Genomic DNA, 16,570 nt, shown 5'->3' with positions numbered 1-16,570 from the left:
GCCGACGACGAGTCCATAACGCGAAGGTCACACACGGACGTCCCGACTATTCGCCCAATATCGGGACAAGGTCTGGACAAACCATTGAGAACCACTCAAGTGTTGGTAAAGGACCCGGGCCTCGTATCGGATTCCCGGGACATACCGAAGATCTTCCGGCCGGAAGGAGTGATTCCCGCAGAAGGTCCGGCCGTGATGTACCGGAGTGGTGCGGTTCGGGGGTCGCCCGTTATCCGATTTTGACATGGCTGGCCCCCAGAATGGCGCAGTCCGAATGGCAAGATGCCGTAATCACACGAGGTCGCGACACTCGAAGACGTGTGTCCTCGTCGACCCACGGCACTGCCGGCACCGCCGGCAGTCCACGGCACTGCCGAACCCATCGGCAGCGCCCGCCCCATCGGCAACTCCACCCATCCGCCGGAGGAACCCACCATGACCGCAAGCTCCACCCGTCGTACGACCGCCGCGCACTCCCGGCTAGCAGCGGTCGGTGCGATCGCGGTCGCAGGCGCGCTGATGCTCACCGGATGCGGTGACCAGACCAAGGACACCGGCTCGGACAGCGAGACCGCGACGGCCGCGGCCCCGCTCGCCGACAAGCTGCCGAAGTCGATCCGCGACAAGGGCGTCGTCAAGGTCGGTGCGGACATCGCGTACGCCCCGGTCGAGTTCAAGGACAGCTCCGGCAAGGTCGTCGGCATCGACCCGGACATCGCGGCCGCCATGGGCAAGCAGCTCGGTGTCGACTTCCAGTTCGAGAACGGCACCTTCGACACCCTGCTCACCGGCCTGCGCTCCAAGCGGTACGACATCGCGATGTCCGCGATGACCGACTCCAAGGAGCGTCAGGAGGGCATCGACCCGGACACCGGCAAGAAGGTCGGCGAGGGTGTCGACTTCGTGGACTACTTCACCGCCGGTGTCTCGATCTACACCAAGAAGGGCGACGACCAGGGCATCAAGACCTGGTCCGACCTGTGCGGCAAGAAGATCGTGCTGCAGCGCGGCACGACCTCCGAGAACCTCGCCAAGGCCGAGGCGAAGAAGTGCCCGGCGAACAAGAAGATGTCGATCGAGGCCTTCGACAACGACCAGCAGGCCCAGACCCGCCTGCGCGCGGGCGGCGCCGACGCCGGCTCGTCCGACTTCCCGGTCGCCGCGTACGCCGTGAAGACCTCCGGCGGCGGCAAGGACTTCCAGCTGGTCGGCGAGCAGGTCGAGGCCGCCCCGTACGGCATCGCGGTCGCCAAGAGCCAGACGCAGCTCCGCGACGCCCTCAAGGCCGCGCTGGACGCGATCATCAAGAACGGCGAGTACGAGAAGATCCTCAAGAAGTGGGGCGTCACGGACGGCGCCGTGAAGGAAGCCACCATCAACGCCGGCGGCAAGTGACGCGACGCAGCGGCACTGAAAGGCAACACCCGTGACTGTTGACATCGACAAGACGACGGGGCCGTCCGACACGCCCCCGGCCGGACCGGAGGCCATCAAGGCCATCCCGGTCCGGCACTACGGGCGGTACGTCTCCGCCGTCGTCGCCATCGCCCTGCTGGTCGGGGTCGTCTACGCGTTCTCCCAGGGCAAGATCAACTGGGACGCGATCCCGGACTACTTCTTCGACGACCGCGTCCTGCAGGGTGTGGGCAGGACCCTCCTGATCACCGTCCTGTCCATGGTGATCGGCATCGTCGGCGGCATCATGCTGGCCGTGATGCGCCTGTCGAAGAACCCGGTGACCTCGGCGATCTCGTGGTTCTACATCTGGTTCTTCCGCGGTACGCCGGTCCTGGTGCAGCTGGTGGTCTGGTTCAACCTGGGACTGGTCTTCGAGTACATCAACCTCGGGCCGTTCTACAAGGACGAGTGGTCGGACTTCATGACCCCGTTCCTGACGGCACTGCTGGGCCTCGGTCTCAACGAGGCCGCGTACATGGCGGAGATCTGCCGTGCCGGTCTGCTCTCGGTCGACGAGGGCCAGACCGAGGCGTCGCACGCGCTGGGCATGAGCCACGCCAAGACGCTGCGCCGGATCGTCATCCCGCAGGCGATGCGCGTGATCGTGCCGCCGACGGGCAACGAGGTCATCAACATGCTGAAGACGACCTCGCTGGTCTCGGTCGTCCAGTACTCCGAGTTGTTCCGCGTGGCCCAGGACATCGGCCAGACCTCCGGCGCCCCAGCGGAGATGCTGTTCCTGGCGGCCGCCTGGTACCTGCTGCTGACCTCGGTCTTCAGCATCGGCCAGTACTACCTGGAGCGGTACTACGCGCGTGGTTCGAGCCGGTCGCTTCCGGACACCCCGTTCCAGAAGATCAAGGCCAACCTGCTGTCCCTGTCGAACCGTCCGTCGGCGGGAGGTACCGCATGACTGCCATGGTCAAGGCCGAAGGCGTCCACAAGTCCTTCGGTCCCGTAGAGGTCCTCAAGGGCATCGACCTGGAGGTGAAGTCCGGCGAGGTGTTCTGCCTCATCGGCCCCTCCGGCTCCGGCAAGTCGACCTTCCTCAGGTGCATCAACCACCTGGAGCAGATCAACGCGGGCCGGCTGTACGTGGACGGGGAACTGGTCGGCTACCGCCAGAAGGGTGACAAGCTCTACGAGCTGAAGGACAGCGAGGTCGCCCGCAAGCGCCGGGACATCGGCATGGTCTTCCAGCGCTTCAACCTGTTCCCGCACATGACGGCCGTGGAGAACGTCATGGAGGCACCGGTCCAGGTCAAGGGCGTGAGCAGAAGCCAGGCCCGGCTGCGTGCCCTGGAGCTCCTGGACCGGGTGGGCCTGGCCGACAAGGCGGGCAGCTACCCCTCGCAGCTCTCCGGCGGCCAGCAGCAGCGCGTCGCCATCGCGCGGGCCCTCGCCATGGACCCCAAGCTGATGCTGTTCGACGAGCCGACCTCGGCGCTCGACCCGGAGCTGGTCGGTGACGTCCTGGACGTCATGCGCGACCTCGCCGAGTCCGGTATGACGATGATCGTCGTGACCCACGAGATGGGCTTCGCCCGCGAGGTGGGCGACAGCCTGGTCTTCATGGACGGCGGTGTGGTGGTCGAATCCGGTCACCCGCGTGAGGTGCTGACGAACCCGCAGCACGAGCGGACGAAGTCGTTCCTGTCCAAGGTGCTCTGACGTCACCCACATCGAAGGGGGCGGTACGGGAACTCCGTACCGCCCCCTTCGGCGTGCTGCATCAGGGCGAGCAGCAGGGTGTCGGAGACCGAGCACCACACCGGCCCGGCCCCCGCGAACCGTTTCTGAAGACCGAGCAGGGGTGAGCCCCTTCAGCCGCGCGCCCCGAACGTCCTGGGCGCACTGGCCCCCGGCGTACTCAACCCCGGGGCGGCGACGCACATCCTGTGCGTGGTCCGAGCCCGGGAGGCCCCTGGGCGATGGCGAGGAGCGCCGGGTCGGGGGCGACGCCGGTGCTGGTGGCGTCCGGGAACCGGGCGAGCAGGCGGGCGGTGATGCCGCCCGTGCCGCAGGCGAGGCCGAGGACGCGCGGGGCGGTGCCCACGAGGGCCTCGACCATGTCGGACATGATCCGGCGGCACCGCTCCTCGCGGTCGGGCAGGTACCACTCCGGCTGCCACCCAGCTCTCCTGCCAGGGCTGCCAGTGGGCGGTGGCCGTGGTGGTGTTCGCGTCCGTCGTCGAGCCCCTCCCTCGTAATACCCTGGACGCACCATCAGCTGTTACGAGTGCGCGCTCACGACAATCAAGCCCCTCCGTAAGGACTACAAGTGGAACTGGCCTATTACTCGGACTATGCGGTGCGCCTCGTCAACACCGAGGAACCGGCCCGGGGCAAGGACACCCTGACGTCGGTCGAGGCGGTTCGCGAGCTGTTCGGCGCCAACCAGTCGGCGGCCCGCCGCACCACCGACGCGGACGTCACGCGCTTCCGCTCGGTCCGGGCCCGGCTGCGCGCGGTCTTCGAGGCGGCCGACACCGGCGACGAGACGCTCGCCGTGGACCTGCTGAACTCACTGCTGCTGGAGTTCCCGGTGAGCCCCCAGATCTCCGGGCACGACTTCCGTGACGACGACGGCCGCCCCCTGTGGCACATGCACCTGGCGGACCACCCGTCCAACGCGACCGCCGGCTACGCGGCGATCGCCGCGATGGGCCTGGCGTTCCACCTCACCGAGTACGGCGTGGACCGGCTCGGCCTGTGCGAGGCCGCGCCCTGCCGCAACGCCTACCTGGACACCTCCACCAACCGCTCCCGGCGCTACTGCTCCGACCGCTGCGCGACCCGTGCCAACGTGGCGGCCTACCGCGCCCGCAAACGCCTCGAAGCCGCCCGGCCCGGCCTGCCCGACAAGACGGGCCTGGCGGCCGACAGTGCCCAGCCCAGCAGCGCCCAGGGCGAACGCCGATCGGACCTGAGCGGCCGGTAGCGGAACCGGACCCGCCCCAGCACCAGGTCGTCGGGCACGACGCCGTAGTCGGTGCTGTCGCCGCCTGCGTACGCGTTGTCCCCGAGCACCCACCAGCCGTTCTCCCGCCGCTGGGCGATCCGCTTGACGACGAGCAGGTCCTGCTGGAACGGGTGCCGCAGCACGACGACGTCACCGGGCTTGACGCGGGCACCGTAGTGCACCAGGAGCCGGTCCCCGTGGTACAGCGTGGGCACCATGGACGGACCGGTCACCTCGGCCACCCCGAAGGGCGCGGCCGACCTCCCCCGCTCGGACTCCTGCGACAGCTCCGGCATCACCCGGCACCTCCCCGGTTCTTCGTCCACCAGTCTCAGTCTCACCCCGGACTTTTGTCCTAAGCCCCAGGGGGCACTCGCGAAAACCCCTCCCTCACGGAGTAATGTCCCCTGTGAGAAGACGATCACGAGGAAGGAATGCTCCATGCTTTCCCGCCTGTTTGCCCCCAAGGTCAAGGTCAGCGCACACTGTGACCTTCCCTGCGGTGTGTACGACCCTGCCCAGGCCCGCATCGAGGCGGAGTCGGTGAAGGCCATCCAGGAGAAGATGGCCGGCAACGACGACCCGCACTTCCAGGCGCGTGCCACCACCATCAAGGAGCAGCGCGCGGAGCTCGCGAAGCACCACGTGTCCGTGCTGTGGAGCGACTACTTCAAGCCGCCGCACTTCGAGAAGTACCCCGAGCTGCACCAGCTGGTCAACGACGCCCTCAAGGCCCTCTCGGCCGCCAAGGGCTCGACCGACCCGGCGACCGGCCAGAAGGCGCTGGACTACATCGCCCAGATCGACAAGATCTTCTGGGAGACCAAGAAGGCCTGAAGTCAAGGGCAGACGAAGGGGCCCGGCCGGGAGAACCGGCCGGGCCCCTTCGTCATGGGTGGCGGTCGGTGCCGCTCAATGGAACTGCGGGACGATCAGGAAGATCCCGTACGCCACCACGGCCGCGCAGGCGAGGAAGCACAGCGCCGCCTGGGTGCGACCGAGGGCGGCGCTGCGGCCCTGCTGTGCGGGGGCGCCCTCCAGTCGGGCGAGGCCGAGGACGCCGAGGGCGAAGACGACGACCACGGCGACGGTGACGCCGATGCTCACCGCGGTGACCTGGCCGAGCGCGGTCCAGTCCAGATGCATGTCGACTCCCCGTCGTTCAGGCGGCCGTGCCGACCTTGGCGGGCGGCTCGGTGCGGATGGTGACCTCGTGCGCGTCGTTCACGTTGTGCGCGTCCACCGGGTTGCGGCGCGAGGCGACCACGATGCCCGCGGCGAGGGCCGCGCCGACCAGGGCGACGACCGCCGTACCGAGGTCGCCGCCGCTCTGGACGACGCTCGCTGCCAGGCCGCCGACCAGTGCGGCGGCGGGCAGCGTGATCAGCCACGCGACCGCCATGCGGCCCGCGACGCCCCAGCGGACCTCCGCGAGCCTGCGTCCGAGACCCGCGCCGAGGATGCTGCCCGAGGCGACCTGGGTGGTCGACAGGGCGAAGCCGAGGTGCGCCGAGGTCAGGATGACGGTGGTGGAGGCGGTCTCGGCGGCGAAACCCTGCGGCGACTGGATCTCGGTGAGGCCCTTGCCCATGGTGCGGATGATGCGCCAGCCGCCGAGATACGTGCCGAGGCCGATGGCGAGGCCCGCGGACGCGATCACCCACAGCGGCGGTCCGGCGTCGTGGCCGAGCGCGCCGGCCGAGATCAGGGCGAGGGTGATGACGCCCATGGTCTTCTGCGCGTCGTTCGTACCGTGGGCGAGGGAGACCAGCGAGGCCGAGGCGATCTGGCCGACCCGGAAGCCCTTGGTCACGGAGTCCTTGCGGGCACGGTCGGTGAGCCGGTAGGCGAGGTAGGTGGCCAGGAGCGCGGCGACCCCGGCCACGACCGGCGAGGCCACCGCCGGCACCAGCACCTTCTCGACGACCTTGTCGAAGTGGACGCCGTGGCCGCCCGCCCCGACCCACACGGCTCCGATCAGCCCGCCGAACAGCGCGTGCGAGGAACTCGACGGCAGCCCGAGCAGCCAGGTCAGCAGGTTCCACAGAATCGCCCCTACCAGGCCCGCGAAGATCATCCCTGGACTGACGAGGGTGTCGTCCACGATGCCGCCCGAGATGGTCCTGGCGACCTCGGTGGACAGAAAGGCACCCACGACGTTGAGGACACCGCTGATCAGGACCGCCGTGCGGGGAGCGAGCGCGCCGGTGGCGATGGACGTGGCCATCGCGTTCGCCGTGTCGTGGAATCCGTTGGTGAAGTCGAAGGCGAGCGCCGTCACGATGACGACCGCCACGAGGAACGTGATGTGGTCCATTCCTGAATGCAAACAAGTACAGGCCAATAGGCGGGGAACGGCGAGGCAAAGGCTGGTCAAGGTTCACGCGGGTGGCGGCGACCTCGCCCCTCTACGATCGCGACCATGAGAATCCGCTGGACGTACGCCTTCATCGACCGCCCGCGCGAGGCCTTCGGCACCGCCTGTGACTTCTGGACGGCGGTCACGGACACCCGGCTGTCCGAACTGCGCGGTGAGGACTCCGAGTTCGTCACGCTGGTCCCGGACGGCGCCGACGCCTGTCTGAAGGCCCAGGCGGTGCGATCGGGGAACGGCGGTGCGCATCTCGACTTCTGTGTGGACGACGTAAGGGACTTCGCCGACTCGGCGACGCGGCTCGGCGCGAGCGTGGTGGCCGACCTCGGGTCGCTCGTCGTGCTGCGGTCGCCCGGCGGACAGTTGTTCTGCGCGGACCCTTGGCGGGGGCAGTCGTCGCGGCCGGGGGTGGTGCGAGGCAGCCGTCTCGACCAGGTGTGCGTGGACGTGCCGCCGTCCGCCTACGACGCCGAAGTCGCCTTCTGGAGCGGGCTGCTGGACGGCTGGACGTCGCGGCCCGGTTCACTCCCGGAGTTCCACGTGGTCGAGCCGCCGCCCGGGCTGCCGGTACGTCTGCTCCTGCAACGCCTCGACGAGGACCGCCCGGCCTCCGCCCACCTCGACCTCGCCTGCGCGGACCGCGATGCGACCCGGGCCTGGCACGAGGAGCTCGGGGCCGTGTTCGTGGCCGGCTTCTCGGGCTGGACAGTGATGCGCGACCCGGCGGGCAGCACGTACTGCCTGACGGACCGGGATCCGGAGACGGGCAGCCTGCGGGTCTAGGGGGCTTCGGCTTCGACGTACGCGCACGCGACGGCGCCGCCGTCCGCAGACGTCGGGCAAGGTGGCAGGTCCGGTGTCTCGTCGGGCTTCGTCTGCTCCCAGACGTACGGCCCCCGAGGCTCCGTCGAGTCCCGCATCCACCGCGTCAGCCCACCCCCGACGACCACGGCCAGCGCCCACACGATCACCACCCGGCGCCACACCCTGCGGCGCCGCTCCCCCGTCGTGCCCATGCCTCACACGCTAGCGGTTCAACCGCTCCGCCCGCTCGTGGAGATAGCGCTGCTCGGGCAGGCTGAGGGTCTGGGCGGCCGCCGACTCGTAGGCGGCACGGGCGGCTTCGGGCTCGCCCGCGCGCTCCAGGAGGTGACCGCGTACGGCGTCCAGGCGGTGTCCCTTCAACTCGCCTGCCAGGACGTCCAGTTCCGACAGGCCGGCGTGCGGGCCGTGCACCATGGCGACGGCTACCGCGCGGTTGAGGCGTTCGACCGGGCCGGGGACCAGACGCACGAGGACGTCGTAGAGACCCAGGATCTCGGCCCAGTCCGTCGCCTCGGGCGAGGGTGCCTCGTCGTGGACGGCGGCGATCGCGGCCCGCAGTTGGTAGGGCCCGGGCCGGCCCCGGGACAGCACCCCGGTGACCAGCGCGACGCCCTCCTCGATCGCGGCCTTGTCCCAGCGGTCCCGGTCCTGCTCGTCGAGGGGGATCAGCTCGCCGTGCGGTCCGTTGCGCGCGTCGCCGCGGGCGTCGGTGAGCAGCATCAGCGCGAGCAGGCCGGCCACCTCGCAGTCGTCGGGGAGCAGCCGGTGGGCGGTGCGGGTCAGGCGTACGGCCTCCCTCGCGAGGTCCCGGCGCTGGAGGGCGGCTCCGGAGGTGGCCGTGTATCCCTCGTTGAAGATCAGGTAGAGGGTCTGGAGGACGGACGGCAGCCGCTGCTCCCAGCGCTCCGGCCGGCCGAAGCGCACGCCCCGCACTTTCTGCTTGGCCCGGCTGATGCGCTGCGCCATCGTGGCCTCCGGCACCAGGTAGGCGCGGGCGATCTCCGCCGTGGTGAGACCGCCGACGGCGCGCAGGGTGAGCGCGATCTGGGCGGGCGACGGAAGGTCCGGATGGCAGCACAGGAAGAGCAGCGAGAGGGCGTCGTCCTCGCGGGGAGCCCGCTCCCCGGGCGGCGGGGCGGTGAAGGCGTCGCGGGGCGTGAGCGCCGCCGCCCGCTCCTCGCGCTGCCGCCGCGCCTCCTCGCTGCGCAGGGCATCGGTCAGCCGCCGCGAGGCGACCTTGATCAGCCAGCCGCGCGGATTGCCGGGCACCCCCGCCGAGGGCCACTGCCCGGCCGCCGCGAGCAGCGCCTCCTGTACGGCGTCCTCTGCGGCGTCGAAGTGCCCGTACCGTCTGACCAGCGCGCCGAGGACCTGCGGCGCGTTCCGGCGCAGCAGGTCCTCGATCTCGGGTGTGCTCCTCACCGGCGCGTCCGTCGGCGTCGCCCGGTCCTCAGATGTCCCCGGAGCCGTCCATGATCGGACGGATCACGACCGGGTAGTCGGGGGCGCCGGCCGGCTGGGGGCACCGGGCGACGCGCTCGGCGATCTCCGTGACGCGCTCCAGGCTCTCGCACTCCAGGACCCAGTAGCCGGCCAGCAGCTCCTTGGTCTCGCTGTACGGGCCGTCGGTGATCACCGCCTTGCCGTCGTCACCGAGGGTGACGTGCCGGGTCTGCGCCGGTTCGGCCAGGCCCTGCCCGTCGACGAGTTCGCCCGTCTCGGAGAGGTCGTCGTTGATGGCACCCATGTAGGCGAACATGGCCTGGACCTCCTCTGCGCTCCAGGCGGGGGAGGTCGCCGACGCCTTGCCGCCCATGGCGTCGTAGTCCGCCTGTGTGCCCTGCACCATGACCAGGTACTTCATCAGTCCGCTCCTTCGGCTCTCACCGCCCTGGTGGGCGGCTCTCACACGGGACGTCGGAGCCGGGCCGGGATTCTCGACACGAGCTCAGGGATTTTCCGAGACGGTTTCTCCGGGGACGTCTTCGAGCGGGGTCGTCGCAGGTGGTGCGGTGCCCTCGGCGGACCGGGGGTGGTCGGTGGTCCGGGGGTGACCGCCGTCGGCGCCTTCCGCGTCGTAGGCCGCGCACTCGGGGTTGCGGCAAAGGCCCGGCACCCAGCGCGGGACCCACGCGCCCAGCGTCTTGTGGCGCCGGACGACTGTTTCCACTGGCTGTCCGCAGCTCGGACAGACGTGTTCTTCTCTGCCCATGTCCTCAGGGTAGGCCGGTCGGGACCTCAGCGCTTCCTGCCGTACGTGCGCACCAGCACGCCGTTGCCGAAGGAACGCACCGACTCCAGAGCGAACTCCGAGAGCGCGAACCCGGAGCCGAACATCGGCATGCCCGCGCCGTACACGAGCGGGTAGGTCTTGATGACCAGCTCGTCGATCTCGTCGCGCAGTTCGCCCGCGATCTGCGCGCCACCGCACAGGTAGATGCCGAACGCCCCGTCCTCGGCCTTCAGTTCGCGAACCTTTCCGACCAGGTCGTCCGAGATGATCTCGACGTTCGGGTCGGGTGATTCCTTGAGGGTGCCGGAGGCCACGTATTCGCGCAGATGGGCGTACGGGCTGGTGATGCCCTCCGCCAGGGCGAGGTCGTAGCTGCGGCGGCCCTGGACGATGGTGTCGAACCGCTTGTTCGGCAGGTCGTCGAGGCCGAGGGCCCGGCGGCCGTGGGTCGGCAGGGTCTCCGGATACTCCGTCTTCAGAAAGGCGATGAACTCCTCGTCGACGAAGCGGAGCATCGCCGTCCCGTCGCCGCCCGGGTCGCCGATGAAGCCGTCGATGGAACAGGCGATGTAGTACGTGAGCTTTCGCAAGCCGGTCTCTTCTCGTAGGCTGCCACTGTAACGACTTCAGTTGTAGTACTCCCCTTGTAGTGGTCGCAAGGGAATAACCGCGTGCCGCCGAAAGTGGGAGAAGGGACTCCGCATGGTCAGCAATCCCGAGGGTCGGTGCGCGGCGACCTGGAGGAGGCCATGGAGTTCCACCGGACGGCCGGGCTCCACGGCGGCGACGAGCCCGTCGCCGTGCCGCACCTCGCCATGCTCGGACTGCCCCTGCAGCACCTGACCCTGCCGGGCGTCCTGGAGGGCGTACTGCCCGGGGTGAGCGTGCCGGACGGGCTGGTGGAGCGGATCGTGGCGGCGGTGCTGCAGGAGGAGCGGGACACCGGTGGGGGACGGGCCGACGGGAGAGGCCTGGACCGAGCCGACCGGAGAGGCCAGAGCCGAGCCGACCGGAGGGTCAGAGGGCGCGCGTCGGCGGGAGGGTCAGAGGCCGAGGCCGGCCGGAGAGCGGGACGGAGCCAGGGTGCCCGGTCGGGGCCGGGCGTGGGCAGAGGGGGCAGGACGCGACCTCGCCGGTGCGGGCCTCCGCCGAGCCCGGCCGAAGGCCCGGACGGACCAAGACACCCCCACGAACCGCGCCTGGGCAGAGACGATCAGGACGCGGCCTCGGCGGTGCGGGGCTCGCGCCACATCGGCCACATGGCCGGGCCGCCCTCCGGGAGGTTGAGCACCGGGCCGGCGAGTTCGAAGCCGAGGCGCTCGTACAGCTTGCGGCTGCGGGCGTTGCTCGCCTCCAGGTAGGCGGGCAGCCCCTCGCGGTCACAGCGATCGAAGACCGACTCGATGAGCGCCGTACCGAGGCCCTCGCCCTGGTGGGCGGGGGCCACGCCGATCATCCACAGGTACTCGTGGGCCCGCCCGGAGGGATGGATGGCGGCGGTCAGCCGGCCGATCGCCTCGATGCGTTCGTTGTCCGGGTCGACGGCCTGTCGCACCTGGGCCGGACCGTCGTCCTCGGCGCCGCCGTCCCCGTCATGATCGTCGGCCGGCAAGGACAGCCACAGCGCACAGGCCGAACCGTCCTCCGTGAGGTCGATACGCCCGGCCGCGAGCACGATGTCGGTGAAGGCGGCCATGAGCCCGGGGTGCTTGGCTCGACGGTCCTCCGTCTCGGGGAAGATCCAGCCGCTCACGGGGTCGTCCTGGAACGCCTCGTCCAGCAGCCGGACCACCAGCTCCCGGTCCCCCTCGCCCGCCGTCCGGATCGCCACGCCCATGTCCCGCCCCTTCGTTCGTCCCGACGGGCGTTGATCGTAGGGCGGTGAGGAGCCGTCCCGGCGAGTAGGCGGGAGCTTGGCGGGATTTCATCGAACAGTTGTCCAAAGTGCCTGTCATGACCGGCAGTAGGAGGCGGGCCCCGCACACCGTGGGGAAGTGCGGGACCCGCCTGGCCGGAGCGCCGGTGCCGTACGGGGTCAGGAGCCGCACGGCCCCGGCACTCCGGGTCCTGCCCTTCGGCCACCCGAAGGGCCGTCAGATGCCGCCGACGGCCCGTTGCCGCACCGGCGGCCGTCGCCGACCGCCGATGTCCGCTCCGCCGGCCGTCAACTGCTGCGCCGTGTCACGAACTCGGCGAGGGCCAGCAACCCGCCCGCCGCCTCCGGGTCCGGCACCGCGCGTGCCAGTTGCTGCATCGCCACTGCCATCCGGTCGGCCGCCTGGTTCTGCGCCCAGTCACGGCCGCCCGCCCGCTCCACGGTCAGGGCGATGTGGTCGAGGTCATCCTCCTCGCTGGGTCGTGCGTACAGTTCGGCGAGCTCCACGGCCGCCGGCGTGCCGGAGGTGAAGGCCGCCACGACCGGCAGGGACTTCTTGCGGGCGGCCAGGTCCGCACCGACGGGCTTGCCGGTGCGGCGCGGATCGCCCCATATGCCGATGACGTCGTCGATGAGCTGGAAGGCGAGCCCGGCCTCCCGGCCGAACGCGTCCAGCGCCGCCACATCCGCGTCCGAAGCGCCCGCGTACAGCCCGCCGATCGCACAGGCGCTCCCCAGCAGCGCACCCGTCTTGGCCTCCGCCATCGCGAGCACCTCGTCGAGCGTGACCTCACCGGGACCGCGCCGCTCCATGGCCGTGTCCGCGTGCTGTCCCGCACACAGTTCGACCACGCAGTCCGCGAGCCGGGCGGTGGCGGCCGGGGCCGCCGGGTGCGGGTCCTCGGCGAGCAGCCGCATGGCCAGCGCCTGGAGGGCGTCCCCGGCGAGGATCGCGTCGGGGACGCCGAACACGGTCCACGCGGTGGGCCGGTGCCGGCGGGTGGTGTCCCGGTCCATCACGTCGTCGTGCAGCAGTGTGAAGTTGTGGACCAGCTCCACCGCCGCGGCCGCCCGGACCGCCGCCGCCCGTGCCTCGGGCCCGCCGAGGGCGGCCGCCGCGGCGAGGACGAGCGCGGGCCGGATCGCCTTGCCCGAGCCGCCGTCGGCCGGTGTGCCGTCCGCCTGCTCCCAGCCGAAGTGGTAGAGCGCGATCCTGCGCATCGGCCCGGGCAGCGAGCCGAGCACGTCCCGCAGGACCGGGTCGACCTCCGCCCGGGCCCGCTCCAGGAGCATGACCGCCTCACCCTCGGCCGGTCCCGGCCGGCCGTCCCGCTGTGTTCCGATGGGCCCCCGCCTTTTCGGTGCCCCGGCCGGACGCCCGGGCTCGGTACCGCGCTGCCCGCCGGGGGCGGGCAGCGTCGTCTCCGTCCTGAACTCCGTGAGGAACTCACCCATGGGACCGCCTCGGAGACTGAGCGGACGGTGGCGCTTCCACTGCCGCTGGGCGCGTACCCCGAGGGTGTACCCGCGCTGCCGGGCGCGGACACGGCCGGCGTACGGCAAGCGTCACTGCCAGCGGCCGATCTCGACGTTCTCCAGGACGCCGAGCGCGTCCGGTACCAGCACCGCGGCCGAGTAGTAGGCCGTGACCAGGTACTTGATGATGGCTTGTTCGTTGATGCCCATGAAGCGCACCGACAGGCTCGGCTCGATCTCGTCCGGGATACCGGAGGCCCGCAGGCCGATGACGCCCTGGTCGCTCTCGCCGGTACGCATGGCGATGATCGACGTCGTCCGCTCCGGGGTCACCGGGATCTTGTTGCACGGGAAGATCGGCACCCCACGCCAGGTGGGGATGCGGTTGCCGGCCATGTCGATGGTCTCGGGGACGAGCCCTCGCTTGTTGAGCTCACGGCCGAACGCGGCGATCGCGCGCGGATGGGCGAGGAGCAGTTTGGTGCCGCGGCGCCTGCTGAGCAGCTCGTCCAGGTCGTCCGGGCTGGGCACGCCGTCGTGCGGCTGGATCCGCTGGTCGTACTCGCAGTTGTGCAGGAGACCGAAGTCCCGGTTGTTGACGAGCTCGTGCTCCTGGCGCTCCTTCAGCGCCTCGACCGTCAGCCGGAGCTGCTGCTCGGTCTGGTTCATGGGCTGGTTGTAGAGGTCGGCCACGCGCGTGTGGATGCGCAGGACGGTCTGGGCGACGCTCAGTTCGTACTCACGGGGCCTGGCCTCGTAGTCGACGAAGGTGTGCGGGATGTCCGGCTCACCGGAGTGGCCGGAGGCGAGGTCGATCTCCTTCTCGCCGTACTTATTGGAGCGCTGCTCGGGGATCGAGCGGCGCTGTTGGAGGTGCTCGCGCAGCGTGTCCGAGCGCTCCGCGATCTGCTCGACGTCCTGGCGGGTCAGGACGAGCACGGTGCACGCGGTGAGCGCGCGGGCCGTGTACTCCCAGATGGCGTCGTCGTTCAGCAGTGCCTCGTCGCCGAGGTAGGCGCCGTCGGCGAGGACCCCGAGGGACTCGTCGTCGCCGTACGGGCCCGTGCCGATCTTCTCCGCCCTGCCGTGCGCCAGCAGGTACACCTCGTCGCACTGGCTGCCGAACGAGGCGATCACCTCGCCCGCGGCGATCTCCCGCTGCTCGCAGCGCCGGGCGATCTCGGAGAGCACCTCCTGGTCCTCGTACGACCGCAGCGCCGGCAGCTCGCCCAGCTCCGCGGGGATGATCTCGACGCGGTCGCCGGTCTTCACGAACGTGATCCGGCCGTCGCCGACGGCGAACGTCAGCCGCCGGTTCACCCGGTACGTACCTCCCTGGATGTCGACCCAGGGCAGCATGCGCAGCAGCCAGCGGGAGCTGATCTCCTGCATCTGCGGCACGGACTTGGTCGTGGTGGCCAGGTTCCGCGCGGCCGCCGTGCCGAGACTCTGCTGCGGCCTGGTCTCCTCCGCGTGAACCTCTTCGCCTACCGACATAGAGAACTGCCCTCCCGTTTGTGACCGACGCCCATATGCCTCGACATCGATGTGCACGCTCAAGCCTTCCTCACGCGGCGTCCCGGTGCTATTACACGAACGAGCGGGAATGGATCTTCGTGCGACTGGGCAGAGGGGCCCTTCTTTCCGGCGTGGGTGCGCGGCGCGGCCGGACCCGGGCGGCTGGCGACGACCCGTGGAAACCTGTCGGTAGTGCCGCTGGGGAGCGTGCGGGACCGGACCGCGTGGTGATCCGTTCCGGCACCGGCTCCAGAAGAAGGCCCTCGCTCATGCAGTACATCGCGCCGATCGGCATCGGCATCCTCTACGCCCTGCTGATGTCCCTCGTCCGCGAACAGCACCGGCGGCGCCTGAACGCGGTCATGGTCGCCGGTGCCGGCGCGGCGTACCTCAGCGGCGGCATGGGCGGCTGGGAGTTCCCCTTCACCGCGCTGCTCACCTACGTCGCCTTCCGCGGTCTGGAGTCGTGGACGTGGATCGGCATCGGCCGGCTGCCGCACACGGCGTGGGACGTCGTCCACCATGTGAAGGGCCACCCGATCATCCCGTTCGCCCACACCTCTTCCCTGGGCTGCGCGATCTGCGACCCGGTGATCGCACTCTGGTGCCTGCGGGGCGGCCCGTCCCTCATCGGCCTCGTACGCGACCGCCGCCGGACCGAGCACCGCGAGCCGACGGCGACCACAGGCTGACAGGGTGGGGGAACGGCGGCTGCTGCGGCGCCCCATGAGGGGCGCGGGCAACCGCGCGGCCCGCCACCGGCGACCCAGGGGCCCCACGCACAGCGAGAGGCAATCTCCGTGGGCCCCGGAGCGACGGCAGGCTGACGCGGTTCGGGCTCGGCCGGGCGGCCCCGGCGCCGCGCCCGGCCGACGCGTGTCCGGGCCGCAGGCCGGGCGGCCCCCACTCCGGGCGACAATGGCCTGGTGACCAGCCCCGACACCCCCGACGCACCACACCTCGCGGCTCTGCGTCCCCGGCTGCCCTCGCCGGTGCGGGAGGTCGTGGACGGCCGGTTCGAGTGCCACGGCGTCCGGCTCGTGCTGAAGCGGGACGACCTGATCCACCCGGAGCTGATCGGCAACAAGTGGCGCAAGCTGGCGCCGAGCCTCGCGGCGGCGGCCGGCCGTACCGTCGTCACCTTCGGCGGCGCCTACTCCAACCACCTGCGCGCCACGGCCGCGGCCGGCCGGCTGCTCGGCGTCCCCACGGTCGGCGTCGTACGCGGCGAGGAGCTGGCCGGCCGGCCCCTCAACCCCTCACTGACCCGCTGTACGGCCGACGGCATGCGGCTGCACTTCGTCGACAGGGCGACGTACCGCCGCAAGTGCGAGCCGCGGACCCTGGCCGCGATCCTGCGCGCGGCGGACGCCGAGCAGGCGTACGTCGTCCCCGAGGGCGGCAGCAACGCGGAGGCCGTACGCGGCTGCCGGGCGCTCGGCACCGAACTGCACGGCCGGGCCGATGTCGTCGCCGTGGCCTGCGGCACCGGCGGCACGCTGGCCGGACTGGCCGCCGGGCTCGCCCCTGGCCAACGTGCCCTGGGGGTCCCGGTCCTCAAGGGTGGCTTCCTGGCCGCCGACATCAGGGCCTTGCAGCAGCATGCCTTCGGCGGTCCGCGCGGCACCTGGAGCCTCGACGACCGCTTCCACCTCGGCGGCTACGCGCGCGTGCCCGACGAGCTCGGCGCCTTCGCCGCGGACTTCGAGCACCGTCACGGACTGCCCGTCGAACGCCTGTATGTCGCCAAGCTGCTGTACGGCCTCGTCACCCTGGCCGGCGAAGGCGCCTTCCCGCGCGGGACGACGGTGGCGGCCGTGATCACCGGCCGCCCCTTCCCGTGACGGC

18 protein-coding genes and 3 pseudogenes are annotated in these 16,570 nt (G+C 70.8%); 9 read left to right on the top strand and 12 right to left on the bottom strand.

Annotation, left to right across the window (positions count from 1 at the left end):
• The first annotated feature begins 435 nt into the window (after positions 1-435).
• The 3 genes from HDA41_RS26955 to HDA41_RS26945 are packed head-to-tail and all read left to right on the top strand — an operon-like array spanning position 436 to position 3,129.
• A complete protein-coding gene (locus HDA41_RS26955) occupies positions 436-1,395 on the top strand; it encodes an ABC transporter substrate-binding protein (protein ID WP_184987998.1) in 960 nt (319 codons plus the stop codon).
• Between the two features lie 31 nt (positions 1,396-1,426).
• On the top strand, positions 1,427-2,371 hold the full coding sequence (locus HDA41_RS26950; RefSeq protein ID WP_184987996.1) for an amino acid ABC transporter permease: 945 nt from the start codon (positions 1,427-1,429) through the stop codon (positions 2,369-2,371).
• Complete coding sequence (locus HDA41_RS26945; protein ID WP_311772160.1) at positions 2,368-3,129, top strand: amino acid ABC transporter ATP-binding protein; 762 nt, start codon at positions 2,368-2,370, stop codon at positions 3,127-3,129. The genes HDA41_RS26950 and HDA41_RS26945 overlap by 4 nt, the downstream gene beginning before the upstream one ends.
• Positions 3,130-3,379: 250 nt before the next feature.
• Here HDA41_RS26945 and HDA41_RS26940 read toward each other — a convergent pair.
• Positions 3,380-3,647, bottom strand: a pseudogene (locus HDA41_RS26940) (class I SAM-dependent methyltransferase); the annotation flags it as partial.
• Positions 3,648-3,739: 92 nt separating this feature from the next.
• On the opposite strand from HDA41_RS26940, the gene HDA41_RS26935 reads away from it, so the two are divergent.
• A complete protein-coding gene (locus HDA41_RS26935) occupies positions 3,740-4,399 on the top strand; it encodes a CGNR zinc finger domain-containing protein (protein ID WP_230299431.1) in 660 nt (219 codons plus the stop codon).
• A gap of 65 nt (positions 4,400-4,464) precedes the next feature.
• On the opposite strand, the pseudogene sodX reads toward HDA41_RS26935, so the two are convergent.
• A pseudogene (gene sodX / locus HDA41_RS42770) lies at positions 4,465-4,638 on the bottom strand (nickel-type superoxide dismutase maturation protease); the annotation flags it as partial.
• 223 nt (positions 4,639-4,861) lie between these two features.
• Here sodX and sodN point away from each other — a divergent pair.
• Positions 4,862-5,257 (top strand): superoxide dismutase, Ni, encoded by a 396-nt coding sequence (sodN, locus tag HDA41_RS26925; protein WP_059416585.1) that lies wholly within the window; start codon positions 4,862-4,864, stop codon positions 5,255-5,257.
• Positions 5,258-5,332: 75 nt separating this feature from the next.
• On the opposite strand, the gene HDA41_RS26920 is transcribed toward sodN, so the two are convergent.
• Together HDA41_RS26920 and HDA41_RS26915 are read right to left on the bottom strand one after the other, a co-directional pair.
• Positions 5,333-5,566: a hypothetical protein gene (locus tag HDA41_RS26920; protein WP_184987992.1), complete on the bottom strand. Its 234-nt coding sequence runs from the start codon at positions 5,564-5,566 to the stop codon at positions 5,333-5,335.
• 16 nt (positions 5,567-5,582) lie between these two features.
• The gene (locus HDA41_RS26915) at positions 5,583-6,737 is read right to left on the bottom strand and encodes an inorganic phosphate transporter (RefSeq protein ID WP_184987990.1); all 1,155 of its coding nucleotides are present in this window, start codon (positions 6,735-6,737) and stop codon (positions 5,583-5,585) included.
• 105 nt (positions 6,738-6,842) lie between these two features.
• Here HDA41_RS26915 and HDA41_RS26910 point away from each other — a divergent pair, with 105 nt between their 5' ends.
• A complete protein-coding gene (locus tag HDA41_RS26910) occupies positions 6,843-7,577 on the top strand; it encodes a VOC family protein (RefSeq protein ID WP_184987988.1) in 735 nt (244 codons plus the stop codon).
• Here the strand turns inward: HDA41_RS26910 and HDA41_RS26905 are convergent.
• The 5 genes from HDA41_RS26905 to HDA41_RS26885 all read right to left on the bottom strand — a co-directional run bounded on the left by HDA41_RS26905 (position 7,574) and on the right by HDA41_RS26885 (position 10,442).
• The gene (locus HDA41_RS26905) at positions 7,574-7,810 is read right to left on the bottom strand and encodes a hypothetical protein (RefSeq protein WP_184987986.1); all 237 of its coding nucleotides are present in this window, start codon (positions 7,808-7,810) and stop codon (positions 7,574-7,576) included. The genes HDA41_RS26910 and HDA41_RS26905 overlap by 4 nt on opposite strands.
• Positions 7,811-7,820: 10 nt before the next feature.
• Positions 7,821-9,041 carry an RNA polymerase sigma factor gene (locus HDA41_RS26900; RefSeq protein WP_184987984.1) on the bottom strand — a complete coding sequence of 407 codons (1,221 nt, stop codon included), beginning with the start codon at positions 9,039-9,041 and terminating at the stop codon, positions 7,821-7,823.
• A gap of 28 nt (positions 9,042-9,069) precedes the next feature.
• Positions 9,070-9,483, bottom strand: a complete 414-nt coding sequence (locus tag HDA41_RS26895; RefSeq protein WP_184987982.1) for a YciI family protein — start codon at positions 9,481-9,483, stop codon at positions 9,070-9,072.
• An 84-nt stretch (positions 9,484-9,567) separates the two neighbouring features.
• Positions 9,568-9,831, bottom strand: a complete 264-nt coding sequence (locus HDA41_RS26890; protein WP_184994192.1) for a hypothetical protein — start codon at positions 9,829-9,831, stop codon at positions 9,568-9,570.
• A gap of 26 nt (positions 9,832-9,857) precedes the next feature.
• On the bottom strand, positions 9,858-10,442 hold the full coding sequence (locus HDA41_RS26885) for a dihydrofolate reductase family protein (RefSeq protein ID WP_184987979.1): 585 nt from the start codon (positions 10,440-10,442) through the stop codon (positions 9,858-9,860).
• A 132-nt stretch (positions 10,443-10,574) separates the two neighbouring features.
• On the opposite strand from HDA41_RS26885, the pseudogene HDA41_RS41580 reads away from it, so the two are divergent.
• A pseudogene (locus HDA41_RS41580) lies at positions 10,575-10,784 on the top strand (TetR/AcrR family transcriptional regulator); the annotation flags it as partial.
• Positions 10,785-11,065: 281 nt separating this feature from the next.
• Here HDA41_RS41580 and HDA41_RS26880 read toward each other — a convergent pair.
• The 3 genes from HDA41_RS26880 to HDA41_RS26870 all read right to left on the bottom strand — a co-directional run bounded on the left by HDA41_RS26880 (position 11,066) and on the right by HDA41_RS26870 (position 14,701).
• Complete coding sequence (locus tag HDA41_RS26880; RefSeq protein WP_184987977.1) at positions 11,066-11,689, bottom strand: GNAT family N-acetyltransferase; 624 nt, start codon at positions 11,687-11,689, stop codon at positions 11,066-11,068.
• Between the two features lie 327 nt (positions 11,690-12,016).
• Positions 12,017-13,183: a family 2 encapsulin nanocompartment cargo protein polyprenyl transferase gene (locus HDA41_RS26875; protein ID WP_184987975.1), complete on the bottom strand. Its 1,167-nt coding sequence runs from the start codon at positions 13,181-13,183 to the stop codon at positions 12,017-12,019.
• Positions 13,184-13,294: 111 nt separating this feature from the next.
• Entirely contained in the window at positions 13,295-14,701 is a 1,407-nt protein-coding gene (locus tag HDA41_RS26870) for a family 2B encapsulin nanocompartment shell protein (protein ID WP_184987973.1), read from the bottom strand.
• 290 nt (positions 14,702-14,991) lie between these two features.
• Here HDA41_RS26870 and HDA41_RS26865 point away from each other — a divergent pair, with 290 nt between their 5' ends.
• Both HDA41_RS26865 and HDA41_RS26860 read left to right on the top strand, forming a co-directional pair.
• On the top strand, positions 14,992-15,414 hold the full coding sequence (locus HDA41_RS26865; RefSeq protein ID WP_184987971.1) for a DUF6010 family protein: 423 nt from the start codon (positions 14,992-14,994) through the stop codon (positions 15,412-15,414).
• Between the two features lie 234 nt (positions 15,415-15,648).
• Entirely contained in the window at positions 15,649-16,566 is a 918-nt protein-coding gene (locus tag HDA41_RS26860) for a 1-aminocyclopropane-1-carboxylate deaminase/D-cysteine desulfhydrase (RefSeq protein WP_184987969.1), read from the top strand.
• The last annotated feature ends 4 nt before the right edge of the window (positions 16,567-16,570 follow it).

Origin of the sequence: Streptomyces caelestis (assembly GCF_014205255.1) — a bacterium.
Classification (GTDB): Bacteria; Actinomycetota; Actinomycetes; order Streptomycetales; family Streptomycetaceae; genus Streptomyces; species Streptomyces caelestis.
This window is presented reverse-complemented; position numbering and strand designations above follow the sequence as displayed.